The organism is Phytohabitans maris, assembly GCF_031085175.1.
Lineage (GTDB): Bacteria > Actinomycetota > Actinomycetes > Mycobacteriales > Micromonosporaceae > Phytohabitans > Phytohabitans maris.
In genome coordinates this window covers 73848-88817 of sequence record NZ_JAVHUY010000028.1, presented here as the reverse complement: position 1 = coordinate 88817, position 14970 = coordinate 73848, and the positions used below count along the sequence as shown (strand labels likewise).

The following is a 14970-nucleotide window of genomic DNA, read 5'->3' as shown; positions in this document are numbered from 1 at the left end:
TTGCGGGTCGGACTTTTTACCTATAAGCCGTTCAATACCGTCTTCGCCGCCTATAGTCCATAAGGGAATCTTTGGAGATGCGACGTGCCGTACAACCCTTTCAAGGTCCTGATGACCTGCGGAGTCTTCGAACCCGGCTTCCGCGGCGGCGGCATGGTCCGGGCGGTCGTGCAGACCGTCGACACCGTCTCGGACCGGGTCGACCTGCTGATGGTGACCCGCGACCGCGACCTTGGCGCGCGGGCCGCCTACCCCGGGCTCTCCGGGCGCTGGGTCGCGCGGCGCGGCGCCCGGGTCTTCTACCTCCCGATCGCCAGCCCGCGGCAGTGGCTGCGGCTCTGGTCCCGGCTGCGCCGCACCCAGTTCGACCTGCTCTACGCCAACAGCCTCTGGGAGCCGCGCTTCTCGGTCCTGCCGATCGTCGCCGCCCGGCTGGGGCTCATCCGCGCCCGCAAGGTGCTGCTGTCCCCGCACGGCGAGCTGTCGCCCGGCGCCCTCGCGCTCAAGAACCGCAAGAAGCGCCTGTTCCTGGCGTTGTGGGGACCGCTGCTGCGGGGCATGAGGGTGACCTGGCACGCGGTCAGCGACCGGGAGGCGGACGAGATCCGCGCGGTCTGCCCCTGGGCCGACGTCGTGGTCAACCCGTACCAGGTGCCGCTGCCCCGCGAGCCGCTCCCGCCGCGGCGGGCCGACGCCGGCCCGGTCAGCCTCGTCTTCATCGGCCGGATCTCCCCGAAGAAGAACCTCGACCTGGTACTGGACGCGCTCGCCCGGGTATCGGCGCGGGTCCGGTTCGACATCTACGGCCCCTGCGAGGACGCCGACTACTGGGCCCGCTGCCAGGTGCTCATCCGCCGCCTCCCGGGCAACGTCGCGGTCGCCTACCGCGGCGAGGTCGCGCCGGACGCGGTGCGCGAGACCTTCGCCCGGTACGACGCGTTCGTCTTCCCCACCCTCGGCGAGAACTTCGGCTACGTCATCGCCGAGAGCCTCTCCGCCTCCTGCCCGGTGCTCTGCTCCGGCGAGACGCCGTGGAACCCGGTCCTCGCCGGGGGCGGCGGGCTCGTCCTGGACACCCCCACCGCCGCCGACCTCGCCAAGGAGCTCGAACGGCTGGCCGGGACGAGCCCCGAGGAGCGGTTCGCCGCGCGGCAGCGGGCCGGCGAGACGTACCGGCTGTGGCGCGACGAGCTGAGCAACGAGAACCTGCTGGACCGGGTCCGGGAGGCGACCTGGACGGTCCCGGGCGGGACGAACCCGGCATGACCACCGCGACGCGGCCCGGGCACGCGCCCGGACCGGCCGCCCGCGCGGTCCGGCTCGGGCTGGTCACCTCCGGCTTCAACGTCGCCTCCACCGCCGCCGCCGGCGTCGCGGGGATCCTCATCGCCCGCTCGCTGGGGCCGGCGGCCCGGGGCGAGTACGCCGCGATCATGGTGGTCTTCGTCGTGCTGGTGGTGGTCGGCGGGCTCGGCCAGTCCGCGGCCACCACCTTCTTCGTCGCCCGCGAACGGGACCGGGCGCCGCGGTACCTCGCGGTCTCCCGCAACCTGCTGCTCGCCTCCGGCGCGGCCACCCTCGTCCTCGGGGCGCTCGCCGCGCCGCTGTTCGCCTCCGGCGCCGGCGGCTCGGTCTGGGGCTACCGGTTGATGTTCGCCACCTGCCTGGCCGCGTTCGTCGGCACGGCGTACCTGGGCGCGTTGCAGGCGGCCCGCATCGGGCGCTGGAACGTCATCCGGATCTGCCAGCCGCTCGCCTACCTGGCCGGCATCGCCGTCCTGCACGCGGCCGGCCGGCTGACCCTGGTCAACGCGGTGCTGCTGTTCGGGGCCACCACCCTCGCGCAGACCCTGCTGGCCTGGCTCTGCTGCGCCCGGGACCGCCTCACCGCCGGCCGCCCGGACTACGCGCTGCTGCGCCCGCTGGCCCGGTACGGCGCCGGCCAGCTCGCCGCCACCATCCCGGTCGTGGTGGTCGCCCGCCTGGACCAGCTCGCCATGGCCGCCACCGTCGACCCGGCCGTGCTCGGCCACTACTCGGTCGCGGCCTCGGTGACCACGCTCGCCGTACCGGTCGCGGCGGGGCTCGGCTACGTCGCGTTCCCGCGCATCGCGGCCCAGCGCGGCGGCCAGCCCGGCCAGGTACGCCTCCAGCGCCGGGCGGTGACCGCCAGCGCCGGCATCGGCATCCTGATCATGGCGCCGCTGGTGCTGCTGGCCCCGTGGCTGGTACCCGCGCTCTTCGGCCCCGGCTTCCGCGACTCCGTCCTGCTGGTCGTGCTGCTCGCCCCCGGCGGCGTCTTCCTCGCCTGCCAGCAGGTCTGCGCCGACCTGCTGCGCGGGCACGGCAAGCCGTTCCTGGTGGCCCGGGCGCAGGCGGTCGCCGCCGCCGTGATGGTCGTGCTGCTCGCCGCGCTGCTGCCGACCTTCGGGGCGCCCGGCGCGGCGGTCGCCTCCAGCACCGCGGCGGCAACCGCGTTCCTGCTGCTGCGCCGGGCGCTGCACCGTGTCCTGCCCCCCGAACAGAAGGAACCCACCGCATGATCGTCTTCATCGTCGAATGCCCGAGCCCGTACCACACGCCGGTCCTCAACCGGCTGCACGAGCTGCTCGCCGACGAGATGCGCGTCTACTACCTGTACGCCGCGGACACCTCGCACGGCTGGGGCGCGATCCCGGCGACCCACCGGTACGTGGTGCTCGACGGCGGCCCGGCCTGGCGGACCCTCGCGGCCGACCTGCTCTCGCCGGCGCTGCGCGCGGTCTGCGTGTACGGCTACCGCGGCCGGGCCCGGGCCGCCGCGGCTCTGGTGGCCCGGCTGCGCCGCCGCCCGCTCGTCGTACGCGGTGCCGCCAACGTCCGCGACGAGCAGCGCCGGACCGTGCTGCGGCGGGCGGTCAAGCGGGCCTACCTGCGGGCGCTGCTCGGCCAGCCGGAGATCTGGGCCGGCGGCAGCGCCAACGCCGCGTACTGGCGGATGGTCGGGCTGCGCCGGCACCACCCGATCCCGTACGCCCTGCACCAGCTGCCCGGCGGCGAGGAGGGCGCCGAGAAGCTCCGCGCCGACCTCGGCGTCGCCGACCGGTTCGTGTTCGCCTTCGTCGGCCGCCTGGAGCCGATCAAGGGCGTCGGCGAGCTGCTGCGGGCGTACGACATCGTGCGCGAGCGGACGCCTCGGGACGCGACCGCGCTCGTCCTCGCCGGCCGAGGCTCCCTCGAGCCCGAGGTCCGCGACTACGTCGACCGCCACCGCGACGCCCACTACCTCGGCGCCGTCCCGCAGGAGCGGCTCGGTGCCGCCTACGCCGCCGCCGACGTCTTCGTCGCGCCGTCGCACCGCGAGCCGTGGGGCTGGGTCGTCAACGAGACGCTCGGCGTCGGCACCCGGGTGATCGCCTCGGTGGAGATGGCCGCCGCCGACGACCTGTGCACCGAGGCGACCGGCCGGCGCTGCTCGGTCGGCGACCCGGACGCGCTGGCCGGCCAGATGCTCGCCGAGGTGCGGCTCGGGCGGCGCCGGGCCCCGCGCCTGGCCTGCGTCGACACCGCCCGCATGATGGCCGATCGGCTAGCCGCGCTCACCGGCGGCGGCGTACGGCTTGACGTAGATCGCCGAGTCCCAGACCCCGTTGGTGGTCCAGATGTGCCGCCACGGCGCGATCCGCTCGGCCACCACTGACCACAGCGGCGTCGCCGGGCCGCGCGGGCAGGCGCGGGCCTCCGGGGAGCGGGACGCGGACGGCAGGAACCGGCCGACGTTGTCCACGATCAGCAGCCCGCCCGGGCGGAGCTTGGCAAGCGAGAGCAGCGCGCAGGCGTCCCGGTAGGCGCCGTCCACCAGTACGAAGTCCAGGCTGGCGTCGGCGAAGCGGAGCACGGTACGGGCGTACTCGCTGCGCTCTCCCCGCTCGGCCGCCACGTCGCGGGCCGCGAAGACGTGGTCGACGTTGCCCACCCGGCGGGCGCGGAGCTCGTCGGCGACCTTCCCGTACCAGCGCGCGTCATCGTCCACACTGGTCAGATGGGTGGTCCGGGCGGCCAGCCAGAGCGTGCTGCGCCCCGAGCCGAACTCCATCCCCCGGTCGCCGGGGCGCAGCATGGTGGTGAGGATCTGCGTGGCCTGCGGGGTCAGCCACGGCGCCTGCGGGTTGCGCCGGGTGTAGAGCAGGTCGCGGGTGCGGTCGACGACGTACCGGGGTGTCCAGTGGCGAAAGCTGCGCATTCGAATCCCATCAACGGTCCAGGACGGCAAATATGTCGCGGGGGCTCGTCGGCGTCACGTCGGTGTCGTGCAGCACCCCGGCGGCGTCCGGCCGGGCGAACCGGTAGCCGTACCCGTCGAGGAGCGCGACGATCGGCGACCGGTCCTCGCCGAGCATGCCGACGCTGCGGGCGTTCCACTCGATCTGCAGCGCGCCGATACGCCCCTCGGCGAGCGCCCGCCGGGCCCCTTCGAGCACGAGCCGCTCCGCGCCCTCCACGTCGATCTTCACGCCGGCGACGGCCCGGCCGCCGAGCACCTCGTCCAGCGTGTCGACCTCGATGGTGTCGCCGGCCGCGTCCGGGTCGAACAGCAGGTGGTTGGTGGTGTCCTCACCCCGGCTCAGGGTCATCCGCCCGGGCCGGTCCGCCAGTCCACATTGGAGTACCCCGATCGGGTAGCCGTTGAGCGCGACGTTCTCGCGCAGCCGGCGCGCCGCATCCGGTGCCGGCTCCACGGCGATCACCTGCGCGCCGGCGTCCCCGGCCCAGAGCGCGTACGCCCCGACGTTGCTGCCCACGTCGACGAAGAGGTCTCCCGGGCGGAGCAGGCGGCGCCAGGCCTGCATCTCGTTCCAGTCCGGCGGGTTGGCGTAGACCACTTTGGACGCCGCCGCGCAGTGCAGCTCGGCCCACATGCGGCCGCCGCTGCCGACCGTGGCCATGGTGCGCAGCCCCATCCGGCCGCGGATCTGGAAGCGGGTGGCGCGGGCGATGCCGCGCAGCCGCCGCCCCCGGTTGGCCGGGTGGGTCCACACATAGCTGAGCACCTGCCGGGCGACCCCGGCGGCCGTGGTACGCGTCCCGGTCACGGGCCCCTCCTGTCGAAGACGGTCGCGGGCGCCCGCCGGCCGAAGGCGACCGCCGGCGCCTTCCGGTCGAAGATCAGGAACCAGACGGCGAACAGCACCAGCAGCCGCATACCGGCCCGCACCGCGAACGTGAACGTCCCGACCCACATCAGGTCGGGCAGGCCGGCGGCCACGATGATCGCCGTGGTGCAGGCGAGCAGGGCATGCCGGCTGGCCAGCGGCCGCCGCGTCGACCACTCCAGGAAGCTGTCGACGGCGCGTACCGCGAGCCCCACCACGGGGATCATCAGGATCAGGCCGGCGATCCCGAAGTTGAACAGCCACTCGCCCTGGAAGAGCGCCGCGTCGGAGTGTCCACTCTGGGCGAGCCCGGGGTTGAGCAGCTTGGTCAGCTCGGCGCCGAACCCGTCCGGCTTGCCGGGCCAGAGGCTGCGCGGCACCAGCGACACCACGGCCACCCAGAACGTGTAGCCCCAGTGGGGCTCGATGAGCCCGGCGTGGTAGTAGTCGAGCAGGACGCCGAAGTCGCGCAGCGGGCTCGCCACCGACTCCAGCCCGGTCGACGACGCCACGTAGACGCCGGGCACGGCCTCCCGCACCGCCTCCTTGCGCATGACGCCGAACGTGAACAGCATCGGCGCCGAACCGAGGACCACGGCGAGCTTCACGAGCGGGGTACGCAGCCGCTGCGCCACCACGAACGTCAGCGCGAGCCCGAGCGAGCCGAGGGTGAGCCGGGCGAAGCTGTTGCTCGTGGCGAACGCGACCAGAAACCCGCCCGCAGCGACCAGGCAGCCGATCAGCGGCGGCCGGCGGAGGTCGCGCAGCAGGCCGGTCGCGGCGAGGACGGCGCCGACGAAGCCGGCGGCCTGGCCGAGGTGGCGCGCCGACCCGTCGAGCTTCAGCGACGCCAGCGCCGCGCCGACGACGAGCGCCAGCCCGATCCAGGTCACCCCCCACGGCACCGCGGGCACGGGGTCCACCGAGGGGCGTGCGGCGCGGCCCCGCCGTTCGGTCCCGTGCGGCTGCTCGGTCCCGGCCGGCCCCTCGGACGTGCCGGGCCGCTCGGCCCTGGCCGGCCGCTCCGACGTGCCGGGCCGCTCGGACCTGCCGGACCAGAAGAGGAGCCAGGTCGTGACGTGGCCGAAGTAGCACCAGGCGAGCGCCCGCATCAGCGAACCCTCCGCCGCGTAGTCCACGAAGTACAGCAGGTGCAGCCCGGCGAAGCCGACGAAGAGCGCGAACGCGTAGTTGTAGATGCCGATCCCGGTCAGCCGGGTGCCGCCGTGCCGCCAGAAGACCCAGAGTCCAAACAGGAGCGAGGCGCAGGACAGCACGAGGATCGGCCGTTCGTGGGCCTGGGCCGGGTCGCCGATGCCGAGCAGCAGGCCCACGACCCCGACGGCGTACCACGCGGCGGCCACCGGGAGGTTGGCGGTGATCGGGTGCGGTCCGCCGCTGGACGGGCGCCGGAGCCAGCTGGGAACCCGGACCAGCGGTTCGGATCGGGTCACGGTCTCGCTCATCGGTCAGCTCGTCTCCGTCCGCCGGTCCCGCCACCGGACGACCGCGGCGAGTTGGAGGCCGCCGAGCAGGAGCAGGAGCCCGCCGGCGACCAGCGCGGCGAGCCGCGGCCCGCTCGTCAGGGTGAAGCCGCCGGGGCCACCCGCCGGGTTCCGTCCCGGCGGGGCCGGTGCCGGGGCGGGTGCCGGCCGCGGGTCGTACGTGCTCACGGCGGTACAGGTGGCGCCGGCCCCCTGCGGGATGGTGACCACTGGCTCGGCGGCGCTGGTCCCGCCGAGGCCGCAGCTCAGGCCGGTCAGGGTGTAGCCGTGGACGCTCTCCTCGCCGATCTCGTACCGCTGGCCGGGCCGCAGGTCGACGGTGACGCCGGGCTCGGCGGTCCCCGCCACGGTCCGCGACCGGACGCCGGGCGGGTCGGGCGCCACCGGGTTGAGCGTCAACGTGAAGTCCGCTGCCCGCGCCGCGCCGCCCAGGACCCGCTTGACGAGGGTCAGCGGGGCGGTCTGGTCGGTGGCCACGCACTCGACGTCGAAGCCCATCGGCACCACCACGCTGCCGTCGACGCCGGCCACGTACCCGCCCTCCGGCCGCACCGGCCCGACGACCTCGCAGGCCATCGATCCGGTGGAGGCGGGGTGGGCGGCGGGGTCCGGCCGGAAGTCGTCCTGCCGGTAGTCGAGCAGGGCCGGGTCGTCGCTGGCCGGCCGCTCGGCGAGCTGGTACGGGACGCTGTCGGTCACCTCGGCGCTCACCCCGCTGGTCCCCTCCGGGCCGGCCCGGGCGCCGTCGGGCGGGACCGCCTCCAGGATCCACGCCGACGGGTCGGCGGCGCCGCCGATCACCCGCTTGGTCAGCGTCAGGTTGCTGTGGCACTCCACGTCGTTGACGACGGTGTACTCGTTGGCGCCCGCGGCCAGCCGCACGCCGGCGCTCAGGTCGCCCGGCGGCGCCCCGGTCCCCGCGATCGTGGCACCGGTCAGCGCGCAGCCGGGCAGCCCGACGAGCGGCGCCTCGCCGAGGGTGACCCGCTCGCCGGCGGCGTACCCGTCCCGGCGCACCGACCACGGCTGCCCGCTCGCGGCGCTGCCGCCCGGACCGCTCAGGCTCAGCCGGGCCTGCAGGTCGTGCGGCTGCTCGCCGTCGGCGTACGTCCGGGTGCCGGCCGCGGTCGTCACCCGCCACCGCGCGCCGACCGACACGGAGGCGCGGTCGAGGCCCGGCGCCCGGCTGTGGACGGCGCAGCTGACCGCGCCCCGGGCGCCCACCTCGACGTGGAACCCGGTCGCGCCGAGGTTCCGCACCGGTACCGGCGCGCCGCCCGCGCTCTTGTCGACGCAGACCGCGTTCGCCCCGCCGACCCGGAACGGCGTGTACCCCTCGCCGGTCCCCGGCTCCTCGGTGACGTCCATCCCGGTGGCGGAAGCGGCGGCGAAGGTGAGCGCTCCGGTCCGGGCGTCCGTCGTGGCGTCCGTGGCACCCGCCGTCGTGGTGGCGGTGAAGCCCCAGGCCTCGGCCGGCGGATATGCGTCGGCGACCGTCCCGCCGGGCGGCACCACCCGCTTGACCACCGACACCGAGCGGGCACAGGCCGACAGCACCAGGTCGCGCAGGGCCTCGCCGGCCGCCGCGTAGCTCTCCAGCCGGAGGTGGTCAGCCCGCTGGATGCCGCCGCCGTCGTACCCGGTGCGGCCGGAGATGGCGCGCAGGTTGCGGTCGGCGCCCTCGTCCAGGCCGGCACCCACCCCCACCGCGACGATCCGGGTGCCCTGGGACTTGAGCCGGTTGGCCGAGGCGACCGCCGCGCCGATCTCGCGGAAGCGGGTGTGGCCGGCCGGCGGCGGGTACCCGGCGTCCTGCGGCCCGTGCGCGGTCGGGTTGCCGTCGGTGAGCAGGACGGCCAGGTCGAAGCGCTCGGCGGGGTCGGGGTTCTCGTTCGCCGCGGCGACCGCGCCGAGCGCCCGGTCCCAGTTGGTGAGGCCGCCGGCGGTGGCGTCCGTCCAGCCGGCGTAGCGCGCCCTGAACGCGCGCGCGTCCACTGTGGAGGCCACCGGCATCAGGCCGCTGTTCGGGCCGGCGTCGACGGCCGGGCTGTCGGTGGAGAAGGTGAACAGCGCCGCCCGGGACGGCGTACCGCGCAGCGCGTCCACGAACGCGTCCGCCGCGCCCCGCACCCCGTCGACGAAGCCCGCCACCGAGCTGGACAGGTCGACCACCAGCGCCACCCGCAGCCCGCACCGGGCCGGCAGATCCGGGTCCACTCTGGACAGCGGCCAGGTCCCGCCGGACGCGGTCCGCGTGGTGTACCGCGGGACGCCCGAGGGCGGGTCGGTCTCGCTGCCCGGGTCGCCGAGGAAGCCGCCGCTGCCGGAGGCGTAACCGCGGCCGGGGTACAGCGGCGGGGTCTGGAAGGCGTGCCGGGTCGGCATCCGTCCGGCCGTACCGTCCGCCGGCGCGGTCTGCCAGACCGGGTTGGCGTACCAGCCGGCCGGCCCGGCGGTCGGCGCCACCCAGAGCCGGCTCCCCTCGGCCACGCCCCCGGCGCCGACCGGGACGGTGAACACGCAGTCGCCGTCCGCGTCCGAGACGCAGGTGTGCAGCGGGGTGCCGGTGGCGAAGCCGTCGAGCGGGTCGTAGCCGGCCGGCTCGGTGGCGAACAGTCCGAACGTGACGCCGGGCAGGGCCGCGATCGTGCTGGCGGTCTTCCGGTCGCCGCCGGCGTATACGCTGACGACCGCCGTGTCCGGGCCGGGCTCGGCGACGCGGGCGCGCGGGGTGCCCGCAAACGCGGCCGTGCCCGCGGTCACCACCGCCAGGACACCGGCCCACACCCCGGCCCGCCGGACGCCGCCCCACACAACCAGCCCTGTTCCCACGTACACCCCCGCGCCATTACAGCCGGCCATACGCGAATAATTAGGACTTTTTCGCTGCATTCACCCGAAGGGGTAATTGTCGGCGTTTGCGCGTAAGGGTACGGTCCCTGTCGCCCGCCGGAATAGCAGCGGACCGGCCGGGCGTTGCCCCACCTCGTGAACATGCTTGAGGAGTACCGGCAGGCCCTGCTGTTCATGGAGATGGGCCTCCCGGGCGACGCCGCCCGCCTGCTCGCGCCGATCGTGACCGCCGAGCCGGCCAACGCCGAGGCCCGCCTCCGGCTGGCGCTGGCCTACTACGCGTCCGCCCAGCTCAACCGCGCCCAGGCCGAGCTACGCGTCCTCATCGAGCGGGACCCCACCGACCACTACAGCCACCACCTGCTCGGCCGCACGCTGGAACGCCTCAACCGCCCCACCGAGGCCCTCCCGCACCTGCGCCTGGCCGCCGCGATGGCCCAGGTCCCCGAGTACGGCACCGCCGCCGACCGCGTCGCCGCCACCGTAGGCCGCACCCGCCGCTAGCGCGATTGCCAATAGCCTTGCCGGCTTCGCCGGCCTCGGGTGACCAGCCGTCGATCACCCGGTGAACGTTGGTGGCCACCGCACTGGACGCGGCATCCGCGGTGGTCCGAACCCAACGCCACTCACCGTATGACGGTGTACTTCGCCGTCAGGCCGTGCGCCCTTCCTTGCTCGACGCGGGAAGGTGGGGTCGCTGTCCGTCGCGAAGAACCGTTCCGTGCACGCCCAGCGCCGCCGCCGCACGCGCGAGCGGCACACGACCGACGCCGCGCAGCAGGTGGGAGGCGCGACACAACCCCTACGGCGTCCTAGGAAGGTAGGTTGAAGCTGTCGCCGCCGTGCAGGGCGAGCAGGGACTCCGCCTCGGCCGCGACCTCGTCGCGCTCCGGCCGGGTCAGCGGGCGCAGCGGCTCGACCCGCAGCACGCCCCCGGCCAGCGTCCACGTCGCGCCGACCCGCCCGTCCACCAGCACGAACCGGGCGCCCCGCACGCTCAGCCCGCGGTGCTCCTGGTCGATGATCCGGCTGCGGTCGTCGAAGCCGAGCACCGCGTTGTCGAACGCCGGCAGGAAGCGCACCGGCGCCGGCGTCTCCGGGTCGGGCAGCTCGCCCTCCGGCACGTCGAGCAGCTCGCGCCCGCGCTCGTCACGGAAGACCCGCAGCCGCGGGCGCAGCCGGCCGACCGACTCGCGCAGCCCGCTCAGGCCGGACCAGGCGCGGATGTCGGCGCTGGCGGCCGGCCCGTACGCGGCGAGATAGCGGAGCACCAGCCCGTCGACCGCCTCGGGTGTGTCTCGTACCAGGGATTGTCCCAACCACCGGTCGACGGTGACGTGCAGTGCGGCGCCGCGCTGGCCCCAGAGGCCGCGGGGTGGCACCTGGACCAGCGGGACCAGGCAGCTCAGCGCGTCGCCGAGGTCGCGGGCGGCCACCCCGGGCCAGCGGTCGGCGATCTCGCGGGCGGCCGCGGTGAGCATCCGCGGCTCGCTCTCGAAGAGCGGGCGGCCGGCCTCGGCCAGCTCGGCCAGGTCGACGCCGGGAAGGGCGCGGCGCAGGGTCGCCCACATCCGCGCCCGCAGCATCGGCTGGTGCACGGGGCGCAGGGTGAGCGCGTCGCGGGCGGTGACCACGTGCAGGGTGCGGCGCATCACCAGCGTGCGGACGGCGGTGCGCTCCTCGATCAGCGTCGACAGCTCCAGCGGATCGAACGCCGCCAGCCGGCTCCACAGCCCCACGTAGGGCTCCTGCGGCTCCTGCGCCTGGAGCCCGACCAGCCGCTCCACCGCCTCGAAGGCGGTCAGCTCGTGCCGCCGGAGCAGCAGCTGGCGGGCCAGGAGCGCCCGGTTGAGAGCGCGGCGACCGAGCACGACCATGCCGGTCACCGTAGCGCCCGGGTCCGACAAGGCGTTAAGTGACAACTGGCAGAGAGGAGCTGCGAATGTGCACTGAGGAGTGTCTGAAGCGGGCCGGCCGGGGCGGCGCGTTCGGCCGGCGGGCGGCGCTGGCGGGCGCGGCGGCGATCGCGGCGGCCGTCGCGGTACCCGAGGCCGCGCAGGCCTCGCCCAGGGTGGGCCACCGGGGCGGGCCGCTCGACCTCACGTATCCGCTGACCACCACGTTCCCGGCCTTCGCGCCCGGCGAGGAGGCGAGCCGCCGCACGTACGTGACGATCGAGGAGAACGGCTACTACATGCAGCAGTGGCGGATCCTCGAGCACTACGGCACGCACGTCGACGCGCCCGGGCACTTCACGCCCGGCGGCCGCCTCTCCCCCGAGCTCGCCGCGGCCGAGCTGGTCACACCCGCCGTGGTGATCGACATCGCGGCCCGCGCGGCCCACGACCCGGACACGACCGTCACGGTCGACGACGTCAAGCGGTTCGAGCGCCGGTACGGGCGCATCCCGCGGGACGCGGCCGTGCTCATGTACTCCGGCTGGGGCGCCAAGGTCGGCGACCCGGACGCGTACCGGGGCACCGACGCGGCCGGCACGCTGCACTTCCCCGGCTTCAGCCCGGAGGCGACCGAGTGGCTGCTGCGCCACCGCCGCATCCGCAGCCTCGGCGTAGACACGCTCAGCATCGACCCCGGCGTATCGTCCACATTCGACACCCACCTGATCCTGACCGGCGCCGACCGCTACGGCGTGGAGAACCTCGCCGGCCTCGACCGCCTCCCCCGCACCGGGTCGACGCTCTTCGTGGGGCTCATCCCGTACCAGCGGGGCTCCGGCGGCCAGGCCCGCGTCCTGGCCACCTGGTGACCGCGCGCCGGACCGGCGGGCCACGGTCAGCGCGGGCCCGCGGCCGGCCGTAAGATCATCGAAGTGTTCCGACCGAGCTACCCGATCCACACACGACGGTTGACGCTCCGCCCGTTCACGATGGGCGACCTGGACCCGGTGTGGGGATACCAGCGGCTGCCCGAGGTGGCCGAGCACATGCTCTGGGATCCCCGCGACCTGGTGCGGGTCAAGGTCGCCCTGGAACGGATGGTCAAAGAGGACCGCCTGGCCGCCGAGGGCGACTGCCTCAGCCTCGCGGTCGTCGACCGGGAGCGCGGCGTGCTGGTCGGCCAGGTCGAGCTGGTGTGGCTGAGCGACCGGCACCGGCAGGGCGAGATCGGGTACGTGCTGGACCCGCGCCACCAGGGCGCCGGCTTCGCCACCGAGGCGGCCCGCGAGGTGCTCCGGCTCGGCTTCGAAGGGCTGCGCCTGCACCGGATCGTCGGCCGCTGCTCCGCCGCCAACACCCCCTCGGCCGCCCTCCTGGAGCGGCTCGGCATGCGCCGCGAGGCCCACTTCCGGCAGAGCGCGCTGGTCAAGAACGCCTGGCGCGACGAGCTCGTCTACGCCATGCTCCGCGAGGACTGGCTCCAGAGCCTTTGAGCTACCGCGACGTCCGCGGTGGTCCGGACCGTTGCGCGGGGCCCCCGGGGAAACGTGGAGCGCAGCGGAGCGTTTTCTTGGGGTGCGATCCCGCGGCCTCACCCGCCGCGGTTGGTCGAGGCACCCCGGGCTGGTCGCGCGGACCCGGCAGCGCAGGTCGGGGGTTTCGGCGAGCGCCAGCGAGCCGCCGACCGCAGCGGTGCCCGCGGGAAAGCACCCGCGAAGGGTCCGCCGCCGGCGCGGACCGGGGAATCGCGCTGAAAGGTTCCTGTGGGTTTCGGGCCGTGCGCGGGCGTAACCCGCGGCCGCTCTCAGAAAGCTCCCAGGACCTCTGCGGAACGGGCCATCTCCGCGCGCCACCATCGCCGCATGATCGAGCTGAGAGGGTTGACCAAGCGGTTCGGCGGCCAGTTGGCGGTCGACGGCGTCACCTGCACCATCACGCCCGGCCGGGTGACCGGCTTCCTCGGCCCCAACGGCGCCGGCAAGACCACCACGATGCGCATGATCCTCGGCCTGGACGCGCCGACGGCGGGCGGCGTGACCGTGAACGGCCGGCGCTACGCCGACCTGCCGGTACCCATGCGCGAGGTCGGCGCGCTGCTGGACGCCCGGGCGGTGCACGGCGGCCGCACCGCGTACCACCACCTGCTCTGCCTCGCGCAGAGCAACCGCATCGACAGGCGCCGGATCGACGAGGTGCTCGGGCTGGTCGGCCTGGAGGCGGTGGCCCGGCGGCGGGCCGGACGCTTCTCGCTGGGCATGAGCCAGCGCCTCGGCATCGCCGCCGCGCTGCTCGGCGACCCGGCGGTCCTGCTCTTCGACGAGCCGGTGAACGGGCTGGACCCGGACGGCATCCTCTGGATCCGCAACCTCATGCGGGACCTGGCCGCCGAAGGGCGCACCGTGCTGGTCTCCAGCCACCTGATGAGCGAGATGGCGCTCACCGCCGACCACCTCGTGGTGATCGGCCGCGGCCGGCTGATCGCGGACACCGGCCTGGAGGCGTTCATGCGCGGCGGCGCCGACCGGTCGGTGCTGGTCCGCACGGCGCAGGCGGCCACGTTCGGCGACCGTCTCCGCGCCGCCGGCGCCGAGGTGCGGCGGGACCGGGCCGACGCGCTCACCGTGTCCGGTTTGGACAGTGCGGAGATCGGCCGGCTCGCCGCGCTCGACGGCGTACCGCTGGTCGAGCTCACCCCTCGCGGCCAGTCGCTGGAGGAGGCGTTCATGGCGCTGACCCGTGAATCAGTCGAGTTCGGAGTGGAACGGTGACCGGGATCCTGCTCTCCGAGTGGACGAAGCTGCGTTCGCTCCGCTCCACCGCGTTGACGCTGCTGGCCCTCGCCGTCCTCGCGGTCGGGCTCGCCGCCCTCATCAGCTCCGGCGCCGGTGCCGGGTACCCGGAGCTGGGCCCGGCCGAGCGGGACGCCTTCGACCCCGCCCAGATCAGCACGCAGAGCTACCTCGCGGCCCAGCTGGCGATCGGCGTACTCGGCGTGCTCGTCGTCACCGGCGAGTACGCCACCGGCATGATCCGCACCAGCCTCACGGCGGTACCCCGGCGGGCCCGGCTGCTCGCCGCGAAGGCCGCGGTGTTCGCGGCGGTCGCGCTCGTCGCCGGCCTGGTCGTGGGCTTCGGGGCCTTCCTGGTGGGGCAGGCCACGCTCGCCGCGGCGGGCGCACCGCACACCACGCTCGGCGACCCGCACGCGGCGCGGGCGGCGGCCGGCGCCGGGCTGTTCCTGGCCACGATCGGGCTGCTCGGCGTCGCGGTCGGCACGCTCGTCCGCTCCACCGCCGGCGGGATCACCGTGCTGGTCGCGACCACGCTGCTGGTACCCGCGTTCGGCCAGGGGCTGCCCGGCGGGTGGGGCGAGGCGCTGGTCAAGTGGTGGCCGGCGACCGCCGGTTCGCGGCTGATGACCGTAAAGTCGGATCCGGACCTGCTCGCACCGTGGGCGGGCTACGGCGTGCTCGGCGCCGCGGTGGCGGCCACGCTCGTGGCGGCGTTCGTGGTGCTGCGGGCGCGGGACGCGTAGGGCCTGTATCAAAGAGTCTGTCGGTGCGAGCCGGAGTCCAGGCGGCA

The 14970-nt window shown here is 74.9% G+C and carries 13 protein-coding genes; 8 read left to right on the top strand and 5 right to left on the bottom strand.

Annotated features, from left to right (window positions below; all coding sequences use genetic code 11):
* Nucleotides 1–84 precede the first annotated feature (84 nt).
* The 3 genes from RB614_RS27150 to RB614_RS27140 are packed head-to-tail and all read left to right on the top strand — an operon-like array spanning nt 85 to nt 3679.
* Nucleotides 85–1266 carry a glycosyltransferase gene (locus RB614_RS27150; protein WP_308715474.1) on the top strand — a complete coding sequence of 394 codons (1182 nt, stop codon included), beginning with the start codon at nt 85–87 and terminating at the stop codon, nt 1264–1266.
* Nucleotides 1263–2543: a lipopolysaccharide biosynthesis protein gene (locus RB614_RS27145; protein ID WP_308715473.1), complete on the top strand. Its 1281-nt coding sequence runs from the start codon at nt 1263–1265 to the stop codon at nt 2541–2543. Before RB614_RS27150 ends, RB614_RS27145 begins: the two co-directional genes overlap by 4 nt.
* Nucleotides 2540–3679 (top strand): glycosyltransferase, encoded by a 1140-nt coding sequence (locus RB614_RS27140; RefSeq protein ID WP_308715472.1) that lies wholly within the window; start codon nt 2540–2542, stop codon nt 3677–3679. Before RB614_RS27145 ends, RB614_RS27140 begins: the two co-directional genes overlap by 4 nt.
* Here the strand turns inward: RB614_RS27140 and RB614_RS27135 are convergent.
* The 4 genes from RB614_RS27135 to RB614_RS27120 are packed head-to-tail and all read right to left on the bottom strand — an operon-like array spanning nt 3569 to nt 9475.
* Nucleotides 3569–4222 (bottom strand): class I SAM-dependent methyltransferase, encoded by a 654-nt coding sequence (locus RB614_RS27135; RefSeq protein ID WP_308715471.1) that lies wholly within the window; start codon nt 4220–4222, stop codon nt 3569–3571. The genes RB614_RS27140 and RB614_RS27135 overlap by 111 nt on opposite strands.
* A gap of 10 nt (nt 4223–4232) precedes the next feature.
* Entirely contained in the window at nt 4233–5072 is an 840-nt protein-coding gene (locus RB614_RS27130) for an FkbM family methyltransferase (protein WP_308715470.1), read from the bottom strand.
* The gene (locus RB614_RS27125) at nt 5069–6598 is read right to left on the bottom strand and encodes a hypothetical protein (RefSeq protein WP_308715469.1); all 1530 of its coding nucleotides are present in this window, start codon (nt 6596–6598) and stop codon (nt 5069–5071) included. The genes RB614_RS27130 and RB614_RS27125 overlap by 4 nt, the downstream gene beginning before the upstream one ends.
* A gap of 3 nt (nt 6599–6601) precedes the next feature.
* Nucleotides 6602–9475 (bottom strand): hypothetical protein, encoded by a 2874-nt coding sequence (locus RB614_RS27120; RefSeq protein ID WP_308715468.1) that lies wholly within the window; start codon nt 9473–9475, stop codon nt 6602–6604.
* Nucleotides 9476–9625: 150 nt separating this feature from the next.
* Between RB614_RS27120 and RB614_RS27115 the strand changes: the two genes are divergently transcribed.
* Nucleotides 9626–9994: a tetratricopeptide repeat protein gene (locus RB614_RS27115; RefSeq protein ID WP_308715467.1), complete on the top strand. Its 369-nt coding sequence runs from the start codon at nt 9626–9628 to the stop codon at nt 9992–9994.
* A gap of 308 nt (nt 9995–10302) precedes the next feature.
* Here the strand turns inward: RB614_RS27115 and RB614_RS27110 are convergent, their stop codons facing one another.
* Nucleotides 10303–11367, bottom strand: coding sequence for a winged helix DNA-binding domain-containing protein (locus RB614_RS27110; protein ID WP_308715466.1), 1065 nt, complete (start codon nt 11365–11367; stop codon nt 10303–10305).
* 65 nt (nt 11368–11432) lie between these two features.
* On the opposite strand from RB614_RS27110, the gene RB614_RS27105 reads away from it, so the two are divergent.
* From RB614_RS27105 to RB614_RS27090, 4 genes are all read left to right on the top strand, one after another.
* Nucleotides 11433–12257 (top strand): cyclase family protein, encoded by an 825-nt coding sequence (locus RB614_RS27105; protein WP_308715465.1) that lies wholly within the window; start codon nt 11433–11435, stop codon nt 12255–12257.
* Nucleotides 12258–12320: 63 nt separating this feature from the next.
* Nucleotides 12321–12881 (top strand): GNAT family N-acetyltransferase, encoded by a 561-nt coding sequence (locus tag RB614_RS27100; protein ID WP_308715464.1) that lies wholly within the window; start codon nt 12321–12323, stop codon nt 12879–12881.
* 369 nt (nt 12882–13250) lie between these two features.
* Nucleotides 13251–14156 carry an ATP-binding cassette domain-containing protein gene (locus RB614_RS27095; RefSeq protein ID WP_308715463.1) on the top strand — a complete coding sequence of 302 codons (906 nt, stop codon included), beginning with the start codon at nt 13251–13253 and terminating at the stop codon, nt 14154–14156.
* Nucleotides 14153–14923 carry an ABC transporter permease gene (locus RB614_RS27090; protein WP_308715462.1) on the top strand — a complete coding sequence of 257 codons (771 nt, stop codon included), beginning with the start codon at nt 14153–14155 and terminating at the stop codon, nt 14921–14923. The genes RB614_RS27095 and RB614_RS27090 overlap by 4 nt, the downstream gene beginning before the upstream one ends.
* Nucleotides 14924–14970: the final 47 nt, after the last annotated feature.